The sequence below is a fragment of the candidate division TA06 bacterium genome, assembly GCA_004376575.1.
Classification (GTDB): domain Bacteria; phylum Hydrothermota; class DG-26; order E44-bin18; family E44-bin18; genus E44-bin18.
The window spans coordinates 36,765-54,111 of record SOJN01000148.1; the positions used below are offsets into that span (position 1 = coordinate 36,765).

Annotated in this window: 18 protein-coding genes; all 18 read right to left on the reverse strand. The window is 50.3% G+C overall.

The genetic code is table 11. The features are described 5' to 3' along the window. Positions 1-9: 9 nt before the first annotated feature. The 18 genes from E3J62_12455 to scpB all read right to left on the reverse strand — a co-directional run bounded on the left by E3J62_12455 (position 10) and on the right by scpB (position 17,339). The gene (locus tag E3J62_12455; GenBank protein ID TET43757.1) at positions 10-1,590 is read right to left on the reverse strand and encodes a hypothetical protein; all 1,581 of its coding nucleotides are present in this window, start codon (positions 1,588-1,590) and stop codon (positions 10-12) included. Between the two features lie 110 nt (positions 1,591-1,700). Continuing rightward, complete coding sequence (gene rpoN / locus E3J62_12460) at positions 1,701-3,080, reverse strand: RNA polymerase factor sigma-54 (GenBank protein ID TET43758.1); 1,380 nt, start codon at positions 3,078-3,080, stop codon at positions 1,701-1,703. 21 nt (positions 3,081-3,101) lie between these two features. Next, on the reverse strand, positions 3,102-3,830 hold the full coding sequence (gene lptB / locus E3J62_12465) for an LPS export ABC transporter ATP-binding protein (GenBank protein ID TET43759.1): 729 nt from the start codon (positions 3,828-3,830) through the stop codon (positions 3,102-3,104). Then, a complete protein-coding gene (locus E3J62_12470; protein TET43760.1) occupies positions 3,827-4,786 on the reverse strand; it encodes a hypothetical protein in 960 nt (319 codons plus the stop codon). The genes lptB and E3J62_12470 overlap by 4 nt, the downstream gene beginning before the upstream one ends. A gap of 37 nt (positions 4,787-4,823) precedes the next feature. After that, positions 4,824-5,438, reverse strand: coding sequence for an LPS export ABC transporter periplasmic protein LptC (gene lptC / locus E3J62_12475; GenBank protein ID TET43761.1), 615 nt, complete (start codon positions 5,436-5,438; stop codon positions 4,824-4,826). Then, positions 5,419-6,297, reverse strand: coding sequence for a hypothetical protein (locus tag E3J62_12480; GenBank protein TET43762.1), 879 nt, complete (start codon positions 6,295-6,297; stop codon positions 5,419-5,421). Before E3J62_12480 ends, lptC begins: the two co-directional genes overlap by 20 nt. A gap of 1 nt (position 6,298) precedes the next feature. Continuing rightward, the gene (locus E3J62_12485) at positions 6,299-7,261 is read right to left on the reverse strand and encodes a KpsF/GutQ family sugar-phosphate isomerase (GenBank protein TET43763.1); all 963 of its coding nucleotides are present in this window, start codon (positions 7,259-7,261) and stop codon (positions 6,299-6,301) included. Continuing rightward, on the reverse strand, positions 7,258-7,779 hold the full coding sequence (locus E3J62_12490; protein ID TET43764.1) for a 3-deoxy-D-manno-octulosonate 8-phosphate phosphatase: 522 nt from the start codon (positions 7,777-7,779) through the stop codon (positions 7,258-7,260). The genes E3J62_12485 and E3J62_12490 overlap by 4 nt, the downstream gene beginning before the upstream one ends. Continuing rightward, complete coding sequence (locus E3J62_12495; GenBank protein ID TET43779.1) at positions 7,779-8,618, reverse strand: 3-deoxy-8-phosphooctulonate synthase; 840 nt, start codon at positions 8,616-8,618, stop codon at positions 7,779-7,781. The genes E3J62_12490 and E3J62_12495 overlap by 1 nt, the downstream gene beginning before the upstream one ends. Before the next feature lie 14 nt (positions 8,619-8,632). Next, a complete protein-coding gene (pyrG, locus tag E3J62_12500) occupies positions 8,633-10,351 on the reverse strand; it encodes a CTP synthase (glutamine hydrolyzing) (GenBank protein ID TET43780.1) in 1,719 nt (572 codons plus the stop codon). Positions 10,352-10,417: 66 nt separating this feature from the next. Next, positions 10,418-11,161, reverse strand: coding sequence for a 3-deoxy-manno-octulosonate cytidylyltransferase (gene kdsB, locus E3J62_12505; GenBank protein ID TET43765.1), 744 nt, complete (start codon positions 11,159-11,161; stop codon positions 10,418-10,420). Positions 11,162-11,163: 2 nt separating this feature from the next. Then, positions 11,164-12,918, reverse strand: coding sequence for a 30S ribosomal protein S1 (locus E3J62_12510; protein TET43766.1), 1,755 nt, complete (start codon positions 12,916-12,918; stop codon positions 11,164-11,166). A gap of 19 nt (positions 12,919-12,937) precedes the next feature. Continuing rightward, entirely contained in the window at positions 12,938-13,810 is an 873-nt protein-coding gene (locus E3J62_12515; protein TET43767.1) for a 4-hydroxy-3-methylbut-2-enyl diphosphate reductase, read from the reverse strand. Positions 13,811-13,829: 19 nt separating this feature from the next. Then, positions 13,830-14,444 carry a 1-acyl-sn-glycerol-3-phosphate acyltransferase gene (locus E3J62_12520; protein TET43768.1) on the reverse strand — a complete coding sequence of 205 codons (615 nt, stop codon included), beginning with the start codon at positions 14,442-14,444 and terminating at the stop codon, positions 13,830-13,832. Positions 14,445-14,451: 7 nt separating this feature from the next. Continuing rightward, positions 14,452-15,141 carry a (d)CMP kinase gene (locus tag E3J62_12525; protein TET43769.1) on the reverse strand — a complete coding sequence of 230 codons (690 nt, stop codon included), beginning with the start codon at positions 15,139-15,141 and terminating at the stop codon, positions 14,452-14,454. Positions 15,142-15,410: 269 nt separating this feature from the next. Then, on the reverse strand, positions 15,411-16,178 hold the full coding sequence (locus E3J62_12530; protein ID TET43770.1) for an rRNA pseudouridine synthase: 768 nt from the start codon (positions 16,176-16,178) through the stop codon (positions 15,411-15,413). Further along, on the reverse strand, positions 16,156-16,818 hold the full coding sequence (locus E3J62_12535; protein ID TET43771.1) for a hypothetical protein: 663 nt from the start codon (positions 16,816-16,818) through the stop codon (positions 16,156-16,158). The genes E3J62_12530 and E3J62_12535 overlap by 23 nt, the downstream gene beginning before the upstream one ends. Further along, positions 16,815-17,339: an SMC-Scp complex subunit ScpB gene (scpB, locus tag E3J62_12540; protein TET43772.1), complete on the reverse strand. Its 525-nt coding sequence runs from the start codon at positions 17,337-17,339 to the stop codon at positions 16,815-16,817. The genes E3J62_12535 and scpB overlap by 4 nt, the downstream gene beginning before the upstream one ends. Positions 17,340-17,347: the final 8 nt, after the last annotated feature.

The window sequence follows — 17,347 nt, forward strand, 5'->3', positions numbered from 1 at the left end:
CTTCTGGGCTTAGATATCCATCCTTACCGAAAGGTTCCACTGCAACCAGTCCATAGGTTTTTCAGGGGTCATCCCAAAGGCGGTGGGGTTTTTTATCCTTCTATATTCTACACCGGCCTTCAAAAACAACCACCACGCTGGCCTGTATGATACGTCTGCTGACAGGCAGTTGCAGGTCTCTACTTTGCCTGAGGGAAAAAATGGACGGGGCTCGCCCAGCTCCTCTTCCCACGACAAATCGACCGTCCCCTCCCCGTGTCTCAGGTACATGTAGCGGAGAAAGCCCTCAAAGAATATTGACGGACGATGAGATATCTCCAAAATGAGCCTGTCAGAATCAGGTCCCAGCATCTCACCTATGGGGGTCCCGGAATGAACGTACTTGTTGCTCGAATCTCTGTGTGTGTATACCCACTTGTTGAGCCGAGTGTATTCGCACTTCAGGTCAGAATCGGGAAGTCCAAGGGGATCGGCAACGTGCAGTCCGACCACTCCTGCCAGCTTGTCCGGAGCGCGCGCTCCCCTTTCATACTGAACGTCATCAATGAGAAACTCGCCATAGAGCCTGACGCCTCCCAGGGCATAGGTGACCAGGTCGAAAAGCCATAGAGTGTTATCATCCTGGTGCATATTGTGCTCGGCTGCATAGTAGGGGATGATCGGATTGACATACTGAGGCTCGGGAAAAGATCTACGGTGGTAAACGACAGCTTCCGATATTCCAAATACCGTCTTCAGGGGAAGCTGGAGGCTCAATCTATGCACAGAAAGGTATATGCCTTCATCAGGTGAGAGGACCGCAGTGAAGCCTCTGGCTGAGATACGCCACAGATCTGCATTTAAGGCAATCAAGTCGAGCGGCTCTCCGCTGGGCGATACAAGGAGTGTTCCGAACCTTCCCGGCCCCCACCAGAATCTGTCCCTACCCAGTTCGAGCTGAATGGGTCCGGTCTTAAGCTTAAAGTACGCCCTGTCGATTTCGGCAGTTCCTCTCTTCCACACCCTCGTTCCCCGGCCTGAATATGTGGAACCAATGTCCTCATCCCCCTCAATCAAGGAAAAGGTGAGCCGCTCATTGTAGGCAAGCCTCTCGTTCAGTTGCCCATACGTCTCAAAACCCAAGGAAGTTGTCGAAACCGTCAGTAAGGTATCAAACAGGGTAGAGTCATTCTTCAGTTCTGCCCTGGAAATAAGAAGTGATTCTTCCAGATACACATCGAAGTTCACCCGGCTTTCACCTTTGTCAAAGCGTAGTACAGGCATATCCTGGTACCTGTAGCCTTCTCTTGCGTCTGTGCCCAGCTCCTTTGCAAACTCAGTCTTCAATCTGGCAAGATAGTGCCGATCTATAGAGCTGATTGCTGCTTCTCCTTGCTCCGCCTCTTTGAGAAAAGGCTCGAGCGCTTCAGCTATCTTTCCTCGCGTTAAGGGCCTCGCCTCCGTGTCAACGTATATGTAGCTCTTTGCCACGAATCTGTCCAGGATCGGATAGACCCAGCTGTCCACTTCAACATTTACCAGACTCTGGGGATTTGCTATTGCTGCAACTAGAAGGGAAAGCAGAACTGGAAGGCAAACAGCTTTTGCCATCAAACCTCGCTACCTGACCGCGGGCACCCACACATATGCAATGCGCTCGCCAGGGCTGAATTGGCACGATCGATACCTGAGGGAGCCGGCATCAACGAGCAGCACAAGCTTCAAGGTTCCCTTCTCATTTTTGAAGGTAGAATTCTCAACTCATCCCTGTACTTCCCCACGGTCCTCCTTGCCACCTCAAAACCCTCACTCTGAAGAACCTCTGAAATTCTCTTATCACTCAGGGGCTTCTTCTTGTCCTCATTCTTGATCAGTTCTCCAATCCTTGCTCTCACTGATCTGGAAGAAACTTCCTCTGTCCGATACGACTTGACGGCGCCAGAAAAGAAGAATTTGAGATTGAATACACCCTGTGGAGTTTGAATATACTTCCCTCTTATCACTCTGCTAACGGTAGATTCGTGGATCCCCAGCGCATCAGCTACCGTCCTCAGAGTCATGGGTTTCAAACTGGTCACACCCCTCTCCAGAAAATCGTTCTGGGTCTCACAAATGAAGCTCATCACCTTCATTATCGTCCGCCTTCTCTCATCCAGTCCATTGATGAGAAAACGGGCAGAGGCAAGTCTTTTTCTCACAAATTCCCTTTCTTTTTTGGATCTACCTCTCCGGCCGGAGAGCACTTCCTTGTAGGATCTGCTGATTCTAAGATGCGGAATGTTCGTCTCGTTCAAGAAAACCCTGAATTCATCCTCAGTTCGCTCTATCATCACATCAGGAGTCACGTACCGAACCGCTGAGCCCCACGCGCCGCTTCCCGGCCTGGGCTGAAGCGCAGAGATGACTCCTATCGCCTTTTGCAGAACCTTCTCGTTTACCCTCAGACTCCTGGCAATGGCTTGATACCTCTTGTTCTTCAGATCGTTCAGATGCCCCTCTACGATTTTGACCTCTAGTCCACCATCTTTTCCACTGTTGCGAAGCTGAATTAGCAGGCACTCCTTGAGTTCTCTCGCCCCCACACCAGGTGGATCCAGACTCTGCACCAGAGCAAGTGCATCTTCGACCTTCTCAACTTCAACACTTAGCGCCGTGGCTATTTCTTCCACGTTCACAGAACGCAGGTATCCGTCGTCATCAAGACTGTCCACAATGTATTCGCCGATAAGCATCTGCTCATTCGATTCTGCCTTCAGGTGAACCTGTGTAATAAGATGATCCCTGAGGCTCGCAGGCACTTCAGGAATCTGCTGGGTGAAGTCCTCTGTTTTTCTCCTATCTGGCTTGTAGGCGGAATCCAGACCGTCCTGGAGGAACTCAGCCCATTCAAACTCGTCTTCTGGCTCAGAGTCCTCTGCGGTTTCTTCTTCGGGTTGATCCTCCTCCAGCTCCTCCTCAACTTCCTCAAGAAGCGGGTTCTGCTGCAGTTCAAGTCTTATCAACTGCTCTAGTTCGAGCCTGGGAAGCTGCAGCAGCTTCAGCAGCTCTATTAGTTGTGGAGATAATTGTAGCCTTAGATCCAGTCTCAGTTCAGGTTCCAATTGAGCTTTCCCTTTCCGTCGTTACATCTTGAAGTCAGGACCAAGGTAGAGCTCTCTCGCCTTCTTGTCCTCTATGAGCTCGGTCGCGGTACCCGATAAGAGAATCTTCCCTTCATAGATTATATACGCTTTATCCGTAATTTCAAGTGTTTCTCGCACATTGTGGTCGGTGATCAAGACCCCCAAGCCCTTCGCACGAAGTTGTCTGATTATCTCCTGTATGTCACCTCTGACAATAGGATCGATGCCGGTAAAAGGCTCATCCAGCAAAAGAAAGTGAGGGTCCGTGGTGAGCGCCCTGGCTATCTCCAGTCTCCTTCTCTCCCCGCCAGAAAGACTTCCGGCCACCTGGCGCCCAAGGTGAGTAATCTTGAGCTCCTTCATCAAATCGGAAAGCCTTTCTGCCTGTTCTGCCTTGCTCAGATTCATGGTCTGAAGAATCCCAAGTATGTTCTCCTCCACGGTCAGTTTTCTGAACACCGAGGGCTCCTGAGACAGATAGCCTATCCCCTTCCGGGCCCTCTGATACATGGGATGTCTGGTCAATTCTTCCTCGTCAAGATAGATCCTGCCACCGTCAGGCCTTATCATTCCCACTATCACGTAGAAGGTTGTTGTCTTACCAGCCCCATTGGGGCCTAGAAGGCCTACTATCTCACCCTCAGCAACCTGTATGCTGACACTGTTGACCACCTTTTTCCCACGATAAGACTTGCTTACATTCTCTGTCCTGAGAACTGCCACTCTCATTCCCCTTTAGGTTTCATATGATAGGTACCTTTTGCTGAACCACTGACGGTCACTTGACTGACCTTACCCTCCTCAAAATCGACTATCATCTCATCTCCAGAGACCTCGTTCGTTTCCTGCTCGCTTATTCGATAGAATGCTTGGGCACCTGAGATCAAAACAGCTCTTCTGAGCTTCCTGTTCGTGAACTCAAGTGTCAGGCTGGCTGATTCCATTCTGTTTTCGTTTTCAGTAATGACTGGTTTACCCAGTAAGGTTGCAGTTTCATCTCTGCTCATGTACACTAGAGTGTCACAGGTCGCCACCACGTCTCCCTGATATACTCTGACATCTCCTGTCACCAGCGCCTTTCCTTGTTTTGTGAATGTTTCCATCGTCTGTGCTGTGATGAGTATCCGTTCTTCTCCTGACGCAGTCAGGACAGGGCTTTCTTCCATTATGCCACGATCTTCTTCAAAATAGTACGTGCCCTTCCCTCCCTCGACATTCATATCATTCACTTTGTCTTTGAAGCTGACTGAGCCGGTGGCAACTGCGATGCGGCTGTCTCTGTGGTAGACCACCTCGTCGGCCTGCACCAACTGGCGTTCATCCTCTATCTTTACAAACCCTCGGAGTAGAGCCTTCTTCTCACCCCGGTAGTACTCTGCGGTTTGAGAGGACATTATCGTTTCACCATCAACTATGTGAACTCCTCCTTCAAGAATCGCTACATCCCTGGCTTCTATCGCCCTACCACACTGGCTGGTTATCACTGCTGGACCGTGAGTTATGGTCACCCCACCTCGAAGGAAAGTCACTCTCCCCTTCTTGGTATTTCTAACCTCCACCGTCTTCGCCCTTACCGTGTACTTCTCACCGGTACGCTCGAGGATCTGCTGGTTTTCTACAATACACGGCATCAAAACAAGAATCAACATGGCCGACAATATGAACCATATCTTGAGGAATTGCAAACGTGCCTCACCAGGACCTTTCCGTTCAGCTCCTGGCCTATTCCAATTCCGAATCTTCTGTCTCCGCACGGAAGTTCCTTTGTATTTCTATGTGGTCAAGACCCGGGTCGGAGACCAGTCCATCTCCGGTTATGATGGTGCTCCCCTTGGTCACCCTGACTGAACCCTCAGTCCTTATCTTTTCCTCTTTGGAGACCCATTTCAGGCTGTCGGTCTCCAGAACAGCGCTGTCTCCAGAGACCACGCTAACGTGTCCCATGGCCTTCATGTCACCGCTTTCAAGATAGTAAATCCCGCTGTCTGACTTGAGAGTCGAGAATAGCTTTTCATCTCTGGAGTAAAACTCAATCTGCGTATCATACAGGTTTATCTGGCTCTTCTCCCTGTAACTCTTTGCCAATCTGGCCTTCAATACCCAGGCTTTTCTCCCTTCAACTGTCTGCGTGAGCGTGAAACCTTCAACAACTTCCAGAGCATCCGTCTGGATGGGCTCATTCTCACCGTACTGATTGTTGCAGCCTACGGCCATCAGGGACAATAGAAAAAAGGCCATAGCGAATCCTTGAAAAGCGAAGACGCCCCCCGGCGCCCCTCTTATTGCAGAATTCTTCTTTGGTTTCGCTGAAGTGTCGTCAACTCTCGAATTTGTCATGCATCCAAACCCATTCTGTGGGATGCTTCCGTATGAGGGCTTCCACAGCTTTTGAGCAGATCCTGGCACAGAAGGGTATGTCCTTCCTGGGATCTTTGGTCTTTTTGAAATCTATCGGGTCACATATCTCTATGATATGCTTTCCGTGACTTCCTCTATGAATGGCGAGCGGTACTATGGGTGCTTTCGCTCTCATTGAGAGAACCACGGGCCCCCTGGTCACCCTGCTTTTCCCTCCAAAGAAGTCGACGGGGACTCCAGACTGGTTCGCCCGCTCATCAATCAGGAGGCCAAGAGCTCTCCCTCTGTAAAGACACTTTAAAGCTCCTCGCCAGTTCCTATCATCAATGAATTCAATCCCTTTTTCAGCCCGGAACGAACGGACTATAGAATCTATCTTGGAATCGTAGACCCTCCTCCCCACGACACTAACCGGGTATCCGCAAAGAGAAAAGTATGCTGGCAATAACTCCCAGCAGCCAAGATGACCTGTTATCACTATGAGCCCTCTTCCTCTGGCCATTGCCCTCTCAAACTTCTCCAGCCCCCTCACCGAAACAATGTCCTTCACGTTATTCTTACTTACAATGGGCAGCCTTAAGGTATCGGCCAGGTTTCTACCGAGCTGGATGAAAACCCTTCTGGTCATACTCAGGAGCTCTTTCTCAGACATCGAGTCTCCATAGCCTATCCTTAGATTTTCGAGAGCCTTCCTGCTCTGTTTTGGGATGGCCAGGTAAATAAGGACCCCGGCAAAGGAGCCAATCCCTATGGCAGTGCTTCGGGAAACAGAGAGGACAATGACGCTCAGGACCCTCACGCCCAGATATACGTACAGGTGTCTCAGCCTTCTCCTCATCCTAGACTACACCTGCCCTCATAAGGTCGTGCAAATGTACTACACCAATAGGACATTTCTCACCATCCACAACCAGAAGGGCGGTGATACCGCGGTCCTCCATCATCTTCACCGCCTTCGCAGCCAGAGAGTTCTTATCTATCGTCCTGGGGTTCCTGCTCATCACCTCTCCACATTTGAGCGAAAAGATGTCAGAGGTTTTCTCGAGGAGTCTCCTCAGATCACCATCCGTTATGACACCCACGAGCTTACCACCGTCATCCACCACAGAGGTTATGCCTCTCTTTGAGGTCATCTCGAGGATTGCTTCCTTCATGGGGGAGTCATGTTTCACTTTGGGTACATACGTGCCCGTCAGCATCATATCCTCTACCTGGGCAAGTTTTTTCCCCAGCCTGCCACCGGGATGGAGTTTAGCAAAATCTTCCGGCTTGAAGTCCCTCAGGCTGAGGAGGGCAACTGCCATGGCATCGCCCATAACGAGAGCCGCAGTAGTCGAAGACGTAGGAACAAGACCATGGGGACATGCTTCTGAATCGACAGAGACATCCAGTACAATGTCTGCACTCCTGGCAAGCCTGGAGTCAAGATCTCCTATGAGCCCTATGATCAATACCCCCAGACGCTTAAATACAGGTATCAACTGATTAACCTCTTCTGTCTCCCCACTCTTGGATATTGCGACAGCCACATCATTTTCGCTGACAAGGCCGATGTCCCCATGAATCCCTTCTGCCGGATGTAAAAAGAATGACGGTGTTCCGGTCGATGAAAAAGTAGCAGCCACCTTCTTGGCAATAATACCCGATTTTCCCATACCAGTGACGACCACCCTTCCCTTGCAGGAGAATATGAGCTTGACCGCATCCTCAAACGACTTGCCTATGCGGTCCACGAGTCCGCTCACTGCGAGGCACTCTTTTCTTATCGCTTCCTTCCCTGCCTCGATTACCTTATTTTTCATTCCAACTCTGCCAGATACTTGTTGAGCGTCTCCTCCCACACCCCTTTGGCCTTCAAAATGGCTTCCACCGCTTCCCTCACTGCACCCTCTCCACCTCCACTCTCGGTTACCAGAACGGCAACCTCCTTCACCTCCGGCATCGCATTTGCCACCGCAATGGGCAACCCAACCTTCCTCATGGGCACAATGTCAACTATATCGTCTCCAATATATGCCACTTCTTCTGCCGAGAACCCATAGCGCCGCATTATCTCCTTCAAACAGTCCCACTTTCTTTTCACTCCCTGGTGCAGCTCTATGATACCCAGGTCCGTTGCCCTTCTCGAAACTGGTTCAGACTCTCTCACACTGATGAACGCTATTTCCAGTCTTGCCCTCCTCGCAAGAGTGATACCCATGCCATCCACAACAGCAAACTGCTTCTCTTCTGAGTCAGAAGAATAGATTATTTTCCCGTCAGTGAGCACACCATCAACATCGATGGCTATCAGCCTTATCTTTTCTGCCTTCTCTTTCATTACTCCTCCATCCGCTTAGCTCTCACTATCTCGTCTATCTCTTTCAACTCCTTTAGCAGTTCTTCCAGATAGGAGATCGGAAGCATACTGCAGGCATCGCATTTTGCCTGTTGTGGATCTTCGTGCACCTCAATGAATATTCCATCACACCCTGCAGCAACCGCGGCTCGCGCAAGATGAGGAACATACTGAGGTTCACCCCCAGCAGACTCGCTGGAGGGGGTACCATAAATCCTCACCGAATGGGTCACGTCAAAGATGACCGGGTAACCAAACGATGCGAGTATGGGAAAAGACCTCATGTCCACAACCAGGCTATTGTACCCGAAGCAGGAACCTCTCTCAGTCAACATTATCTTCCTGTTCCCGGTGTGCTCGATCTTACCTATGGAGTCCTTCATCTCCTTGGGGCCGATAAATTGCCCTTTCTTTATGTTGACCGGCTTTCCCGCTGTCCCTACGGCCAGGGCGAGACTTGTTTGCTGTGAAAGATAGGCAGGAATCTGCAGAACGTCCAGAACCTCTGCGGCCGCGTCCACCTCATATCTGCAGTGAACATCTGACAGAACCGGCACTCCAATCTCCCTCTTCACCTTTTCCAGTATCCTTAACCCAACATCAAGGCCCGGGCCTGTGTACGCCGTTGCTTTTGACCTGTTGTCCTTTGTATACGAAGATTTGAATATGAACCCCATCTGCAATCCTGCAGCGATCTTCTTTATCGCTTCCGCAGCCCTCAGCGAAGACTCTTCGTTCTCTATCACACAGGGCCCTGCAATCAAGACCAGCGGACTTGCTCGCCCAACAGAAACTTCCCTCACCTTCAGGTCTGTAGTCATCTCTTTTTCTTCCCTCACCTCTCCAGGCAAGCCTCAACAAAACCGAGAAAGAGTGGAGCGGGAGCCTCCAGTCTGGATCTAAACTCAGGATGAGCCTGAGTTCCAATGAAGAACCTGTGCTTTGGGAGTTCGATGAACTCAACAAGATTGGCTTCGTCAAGCCGTTTATGCATACCGGAAACTGCAAGACCGTTCTTCTCCATCACATCGATGTACTGGGGAGAGACTTCGTATCTGTGCCTGTGCCTTTCCAGAACCACATCCGCTCCATCATCCAGCAATCCCAAGCGAAATTTCATCTCGGGATCGTTCTGCCACATCTTGATCTTCTGGGCATCCTGTTGTGGCCTTCCACATCTCTTGTAGAGACTGTGTGCCTTGGTCCCTGACCTCAATGTTGCAGCGTAAGCACCAAGCCTCATAGAACCACCATATTGGCTCTCCTCAATTATCTTCTTCTGCGTGGGAAGAATGTCTATGACCGCATACTTAGTCTGGACATCTATTTCACTCGTATTCGCGGTCTTCATACCACACACACTTCTTGAGAATTCAATCACTGCGCACTGGAGACCATAGCACAGACCAAGGAACGGTACGTTGTTCTCCCTGGCGAACTTGATCGCGCCGACCTTCCCCTCCACGCCGCTCGCTCCGAACCCACCGGGGATGACGATCCCATCGAACTCCCGTAGACTTTCGACCTCTGATGGAGACTTCTCAAACTTCTTGGAATCGACCCAGGATATGTCAACAGCGACTGAAAGGCTGGCGCCAGCGTGTTTCAAAGCTTGATTCACGGAGATGTAGGAATCGGTGAGGCTGTAGTCACCTATGTCAACATACTTGCCGATCATGGCCACATTTACTCTTCTGGATGGGTTCCTAATCCGTTCAACAAGGGCTTCCCATTGTGACCAGTCGGGTTCGGTCTTCTTCTGCAAGGAGAACCTTTTCAGTATTTTCTCCCCCAGCCTCTCTTTCTCTAAGTTGAGCGGAATCGCATAGATTGTGTCAACATCCGGAGCAGATATCACATGCTCACTCGGAATATTTGCATAAATCTCAATCTTCTTTTTTCTGACATGATCAAGTGGCCTTTTTCCCCTACAAAGAATGAAATCGGGAAAGATCCCGTGCTCGGAAAGCATTTTTATCGCCTGCTGTGTCGGTTTGGTCTTCATTTCGCTTATGTGGTCTGGCACCGGCAGATAAGTTACGAGCACGTAAGCGACGTTGTCTACCCCTACCTCTCTCTCCAGACTCTTCATTGCGAAAAGAAAAGGGATATTCTCATAGTCGCCAATTGTTCCTCCGATCTCTACCAGGACAAAGTCATGGCCCTCACCAGCGCTCTTCACTCTGTCCTTGATCTCATTCGGAATATGGGGAATGAACTGGACAGTCTTGCCCAAATAGTCGCCTCTTCTCTCCCTATCGATTACGGCCTTGTATATCTGGCCTGTGGTGATGTTGTTCTTCTTGGGAATCTCGATGCCAAGAAATCGTTCATAACTGCCCAGATCCTGGTCTATCTCTCCACCATCCTCAGTTACCCAGACTTCCCCATGTTCTGTTGGCCTGAGCGTACCTGCATCGAAATTTATGTAAGGATCTATTTTTAGGGCTGTTGTTGAATACCCATACTGCTGCAGTATTTTGCCAATGGAAGCAGTAGCTAAACCCTTGCCAACGCCACTCATCACACCGCCAGCCACCACGATGAACCTCATCACGATAACCTCACATTTGCACCTGTGTGATTTGTGAGAGTCCAGATTCCATCAGTTATTGGTCTCTCACGCTCTGGATTTCTCCTCCCGGAGTACTTGTTCCACACGTTCAATGTCTTCCGGCGTGTCGACTGCCGGACCCCACTCACTGACTTTAACCACGCGGATCCGCACTCCCTGTTCAAGGGCCCGGAGCTGTTCAAGCCCCTCCGCAATCTCAAGAGGACTGGGAGGAGACGCAGCAAGCCTGTCCAATACATCACGCCTGTAACCATACACACCTACGTGCTTATAGAACTCAAAAGGATGAGATCCTATCACATAGGGAATCTTTGAGCGAGAAAAGTAGATGGCCTCATCATTCATGTCAAGAACAACTTTTGCGCATGAGTCGCTTTCCAGCTCAGTCGGGTCAGCAATCTTGCAGGCAAGAGTTGCCATTCCCACGGCCGGGTTGGATGTCATCTCGCTCACCAACTTGTCAATAGATTCCGGCCTCAAGAGAGGCTCATCCCCCTGGATGTTGACGACAACTGAGCCAGGTACTTTCGAAATAGCCTCTGCAACCCTATCAGTCCCTGTTGGATGTTCCGTTGAAGTCATGACAACCTTGGCTCCAAAGCCCTTTGCTGCCTCGGCAACGCGGTCATCATCTGTTGCTATGAGGAGCTCAGTGATGAGTCGGCAGGAGCTCGCCCTCTCATACACGTGCTGCAACATTGGCCTGCCCAGGATGGAGGCCAGTGGTTTGCCCGGGAACCTCACAGAATTCCACCGCGCCGGAATGACCCCTATGACACCCCCTCCCACTTCTAGTCAGGCTCCTCCTGGTAGGGAACTTCTTCTTCGTTGTCTCTTTTCGTTAGTCTCTTCCTCTCTCTCCGCTTCTTCGGGCGAGACCGGGCTTCACCAACCGCGTCTCTTGCTGGTACACTCTTTGCCTGGTAGAACGCTTTTTCGCTAAGAACAACTCTGCGCGACTCCCTGTTCACCTCTATGAGCACAAGATCAAGTTCCTCGTCCACGCCATACTTGTCAGCCGGAACACTCATGTCCTCCCTAATCAAATGCGAGAAAGGTACAAATCCCCGGACATCATCTTCGAGCTCCACAATCAACCCCTGTTCCAGGAGCTCTGCCACCTTCCCCTTCATTTCCAACCCAATCTCATTGCTGCCGCTGAAATTCTCCAGCGGGTCTTCTTGAGTCTGTTTCATCCCCAGAGATATTCTTCTGTTTTCTCTGTCGATGCTCAGGACAACCACCTCCACCTTTTCACCTCTTTTGACCACTTCGCTAGGGTGGTTGATTCTCCTGGTCCAGGACATGTCTGATATGTGAACAAGCCCATCAATGCCATCTTCTATTTCTACGAAGGCCCCAAAATTTGTGAGGGTCCTCACTTTTCCGGAAATTGTACTCCCCACAGGGAACCTCTCCTCAAGGGTCTCCCATGGGTCGGCCATGGTCTGTTTCAGCCCCAGAGATATCCTTTCATTCTCCTTGTCGATACTGAGCACCACAGCATCAATGATGTCTCCAATGGCAACGACTTGACTGGGATGGTGTATCCGTCTGGTCCACGCCATTTCAGATATGTGGACCAGCCCCTCGACACCTTTTTCGAGTTCCACAAATGCTCCATAGTCGGTTATTGAGACTACCTTTCCTCTCACCTTTGACTCAACCGGGTGCTTCTCTTCTATCTTCTCCCAGGGGTATTCGGTCAGCTGCTTCAGGCCCAGAGAAACCCGCATCTTCTGGTGGTCGATTCCAATTACCTTTGTATTTATCTTGTCTCCAATGGCGACAAGCTCAGAAGGGTGGATTACCCGGCCCCAGGACATGTCGGTTATGTGCAACAGGCCGTCGACGCCGCCCAAATCGATGAAGGCGCCAAAGTCAGTGATGTTCTTCACAATGCCTTCCCTCACCTGACCAACTTCAAGCTCCTTGAGCAGTCTGGTTCTTGCTTCTTCCCTCTCAATCTCGAGTACGGCTCGCCTTGAAACGACGATGTTTCTCCTCTTCCAATTCAGCTTGATAATCCTGAACTCATGCGTGGTGCCGACAAGCTTGTCCATGTCCTTGACCGGATGGAGGTCTATTTGAGAACCTGGAAGGAAAGCATCCACAGCCAGAACTTCGACTATCATGCCTCCTCGCACGCGTCGGGTTATCACACCCTCAAGGGGCATTTTATCATCGTATGCCGATTTGATCGTGTCCCATACACGCAGGAAGTCGGCCTTCTGTTTGGACAGAACGGCAAAGCCTTCATCGTCCTCAGTCTCTTCCAGAAAAACGTCAATCTCATCGCCGACTTTCAGGGCCTCCGGGTCCTTGAACTCTGACAGAGGGATTATCCCTTCTGACTTGAGACCCACATCTATGATCGCCTCTTTTCCCCCGATTTTGACGACAGAGCCCTTGATCACCTTGCCCTCTTCCACATTACCAATGGACTCCATGTAGAGCTCCATCATCTCTTCCTGAGATAGTTCCTCCTCCTTGATTTCTATCTCAGGGCTCTCTTCCGAATCGACTTTCTTTTCTTTCTCAGACATTGATTTGACTCCCCCTTTGTCAATGAAATGCGCGCCCCCTCAACACTGTGTGTTCTGCGCCTGCGCCAATTAGGTCTATCACGTCTTCGATTATCCAGTCTGGAGTAGACGCACCTGCCGTGATCCCCAACTTGTGACTATTGCGGAACCATGCTGGGTCAAGTTCTTTAGCAGTCTCAATGTGGTAGGTCCGTTTCCCAACGCTTCTACAGAGCTCGGCAAGACGGGAAGTGTTCGCACTGTTCTTGCCGCCAAGCACGATCATCAGATCGACCTCCTCTGCAAGGTTGAGCGTTGACTCTTGGCGGAGTGTGGTTGCACTACAAATAGTATTGTATATCTTCAGTTCAGTCGCAATCTCAAGAAGTGTTGAAATCACAGACTGGAACTTATCCAGCAAAAGAGTCGTCTGGGCAATCACACCTATTTTCCTGCTCGCGATTCGAAGTCGGGGATCGTTATCTCTGTAGTCTAGAACTACGGCTCTATCACCCGCGTGACCCAGGATGCCTTTCACCTCAGGGTGGTCAGCTTCTCCTACCACCACTACCTGGTAACCCTGAGACCCCAGGGAGAAAGCCAGCTCCTGGGCCTTCCTCACAAAGGGACAGGTCGCATCGACCACAGTGATTCCTCTCGACTTAGCCTCCGACATTATCTTAGGAGGAACCCCATGGGAGCGGATAATAACAGTCCCTTTACGTATGTCAGAAAGAGACTGAATGGGTTTCACCCCTTTCTTCTCCAGCTCCTGTACAGCCTGAGGGTTGTGTATTAGCGAACCATACGTGTAGACAGGTACATGGCCCCTCTTTGCTGTCTGAAACGCTATTTTTATTGCCCTTTTGACTCCAAAACAGAAACCTGAGTATTCCGCCAAGAAAACCTTCATGCTCCTCTCCAAGGTGGATCTACCTCTCCGCAAGCATCACAATACTCCTCATCACCTCCTCACTTATCTTACGATATAGGTCCTTCCTGTTTGCTTTCCCACTTATGGTCACGGGATCTATGGGCTGCGCAAATCTAACCACAAACCGCGATCTTCTCAAAATAAGGTCCAGCAATCTCGCATTGGTCCCCTTCAAGTACACAGGAAGAACACTGACGCCGGTCTTGGCAGCGACGTACCCAAGGCCAACCTGCGGCTCTTGCATCACTCCCGTTTTGCTCCTTGTCCCCTCTGGAAATATGACCACTGCATTCCCATTCTTGAGCAGGCCAACTATACGTCTTAGCGCTTCAACGGAAGTCTTGCCTTCTTTTAATGGTATCGCATTGAAATGCGAAATAAGCCACGCGAAAAACTTCGTGCCTCTGAAGAGTCCTGCTTTGGCAAGGAAATGCAGCTCCCGGACGCCAACTCCAATTCCAACTAAAGGAGCGTCCATATTGGACAAGTGGTTGGGGGCTAGTATTAGACCTCCGGTTCTGGGCACAAACTGCCTACCTTCGATCTTCAGCCCAAACACCACTCTGGCTACTAGATAGAGAAGCCAGTAGCCTATTCTCCACTCCGGTCGCATGCCCGGACTAAGAGGCACAGGCAGTTGCCTTGCGTACCGCCTCTACTACCTGGTTCACCTCCTCTTCTATAGTAAGGTCAGTTGTGTCCATGAGGATGGCGTCTTCTGCTTTTCTCAAAGGTGAAACTTCGCGCGCAGAGTCTTCTCTGTCTCTTCTTCTTATCTCCTCTTCTATCTGAGAAGTAGGCATATCCTTCACTATATTGCCAAGCTGTTTTTTTCTTCTCCCGGCTCTCTCCTTCGGAGAGGCAGTTAGAAAGAATTTAACCCTGGCATCGGGAACTACAACCGTCCCTATGTCACGCCCCTCGCAGACCACTCCTCCCTCTTTGCACATACCCCTCTGAAGGCCAACCAGATGCTCCCTCAGTTCTTTGTGACTCGAAACGAGAGAGACCCACCTGTCAACCTCTGGCAACCTGATCTGTTCGGTCACATCTTCACCGTTTACCAGAATCATCATCCGCTCACCAGTATCTCTGAACTCAAATTTCAAGGATCGAGCAAGTCCAGTCAATCTTTTGCTCTCATTCATGTCCAGACTCTTTCTGAGAGCAAGCAGTGTTACTGCCCTATACATGGCTCCTGTCTCGAGATAGCCGAATCCCAGCCTTCTTGCCGCCAATCTCGCAACCGTAGATTTGCCCGAGCCAGAGGGCCCGTCAATCGCGACCACAATGCCACGCCTTTTCTTCATCACCAGAATAACATGTTATTGTCTCATACAGTTATGAATATTGCAACAGTGAATTTGGCACCTTTCACACAAAGAAAAACGGAGGAGATTTCCCCGAGCGGCCTTGTCTATTTCATTCCACAAAGCTAATATGTAACTTGAAATGACACCCGTATCTCATTTGCTTTAAGGGTCTTAACACCCAAACCAGACTGCAAGTGTACTATAACAGAATTCTTGAACGTCCTTGCGCGCCAAAACCTTAGAAAAACGAGGGCTCAGGACAGTGACTACTCTATTCTTATTGCCTTGCGGATCTGGCTGATTTCGGCCTTGCTCAATCTGCGCCATTTTCCTCTAGATAGCCCGCCCAGGACAATGGGTCCAAATTTAACCCTCTGAAGGCGTATCACATGGGGTCCCAGTTTTCTGAAAATCCTCCTTACTTCTCTTTTCCTCCCTTCTTTTATGGTCAACTCCAGAACCTCACCTTCCTTCTGGAGCCACCTCACCTTGGAGACTCTGGCGACTCCATCAACCAGCACTACACCCTGTTTAAGACTACTTAGCTGTTTGCCACTGAGTGGCTTATCGAGCGTCACTCTGTACACCTTTTCCACTCCGAAACTGGGATGCATCAATCTGTGGGCTGCAAATCCGTCGTTGCTGAATAGAAGAAGACCTTCGGTGTCTTTGTCCAATCGTCCCACGGGGAAGACCCTTCCTCCCACGCCCTTGACCAGGTCTTTCACACACTTCCTGCCACGCTCGTCTTTCATTGTGGTAAGGTAGCCCCTTGGCTTGTTCAGCGCGATGAAAATCACCTCCGTCGAGGCCACCACTCTGCGCCCGTTGACTGTAACCCTATCCACGTTCGGATCTATCTTCGTTCCCAACTCCGTGACCGGGCGCCCATTCACCTTGACCTTTTCGGTCAGAATGATTCGATCCGCGGCTCGCCTGGAGCAGACGCCGCTTGCAGCAAGGTATCTGTTCAACCGAACTCTGGTTTCACTCATGTGGATTTGGACTCGATTACCCAGATTTGTCTGCCGCATCCCTTACCACACATATGGGTGTGAGTTCATTCCCCTGCCCCATAGGGTTGTCCTTCATTATTTCTTCAAGAACGGATGCGTTCACCCCGGAGGTCTTACCAATCACCCACGATCCCCCAATATCGTTAATGTCCATGATAGCAGCATCCACCCCTGTTCTTCTCCTTATAACCTCCGCCACCATATTGGGATTCCTTGGGCCCATTATTACGCAGGATGTGTACGGCTCAACAGGAGATGTGTGAGCCGCGTCGATCAGGGCTGCCTGTGGTCCGGCTACTCTGTAAAAGTACCCCTTCTTTCCAAAGGGCTTGGTCAGGGCTGAGGCTATTGCCGCAACAAGAATTCGGGCTACTCCACATTCGTTTATTGCGCACTGCATTGTTGCTGGACTTCTCAACCCTACTCCATAAGGCACCCTGGTTACAAATCTCCAGAGAACTCTTGCCAGCAACCCTATCCCTATTCTTTCTTCAGGGATGGCCCTCCCCTGTGAGATGGCAACAACACTTTCGCTTACGACTATCACATCGCCAGTATGCACCATTCCCCTGCAGTATTTGGATACAATCTCAGCTATGTCTTCACCATCTTTGATCGTATGTGTCTTTATGAGCTGTCTTTCGAGCTTTTCTCTCATCCCATACCTTTGAGTTCACCAACCCGTGGCAGTTCATTCAAATTCTTCAGGTGGAAGTACCGAAGAAACTGCTTTGTGGTGCCATACAGGAGCGGACCGCCCAACTGTTTCGCTCTGCCCAACACTTGAATCAGATTCCGTTCAAGCAACGTACTGACGACTCCATCCACATTCACTCCCCTTACAGATTCGATGACGGCTTTCGTCACTGGTTGTCTGAAGGCTATTACCGCAAGAGTTTCCAGGGCCGGCCTCGAAAGCCTCGATGCCCTTCTCCCCTTGTGAAGCCTCGCCACCACCTCAGAGTATTCCTTCCTTGTATAGAGTTGATAACCTCCAGCAACCTCTTTCAACTCAAAGGCTCTTCCCTGTTCATCATACTCCCTGGCCAATTCTGAAAGAGCCTCTCTCACCTGTTTTGTGGATGCTCTTGAGTGAGCTCTGAGCTTTTCAATCGAAAGCGGTTCATCTGCAGAGAAGAGCAAGGCCTCTACCCTATTTTTTGATTCCTGCGCATCCATCCTTTTCC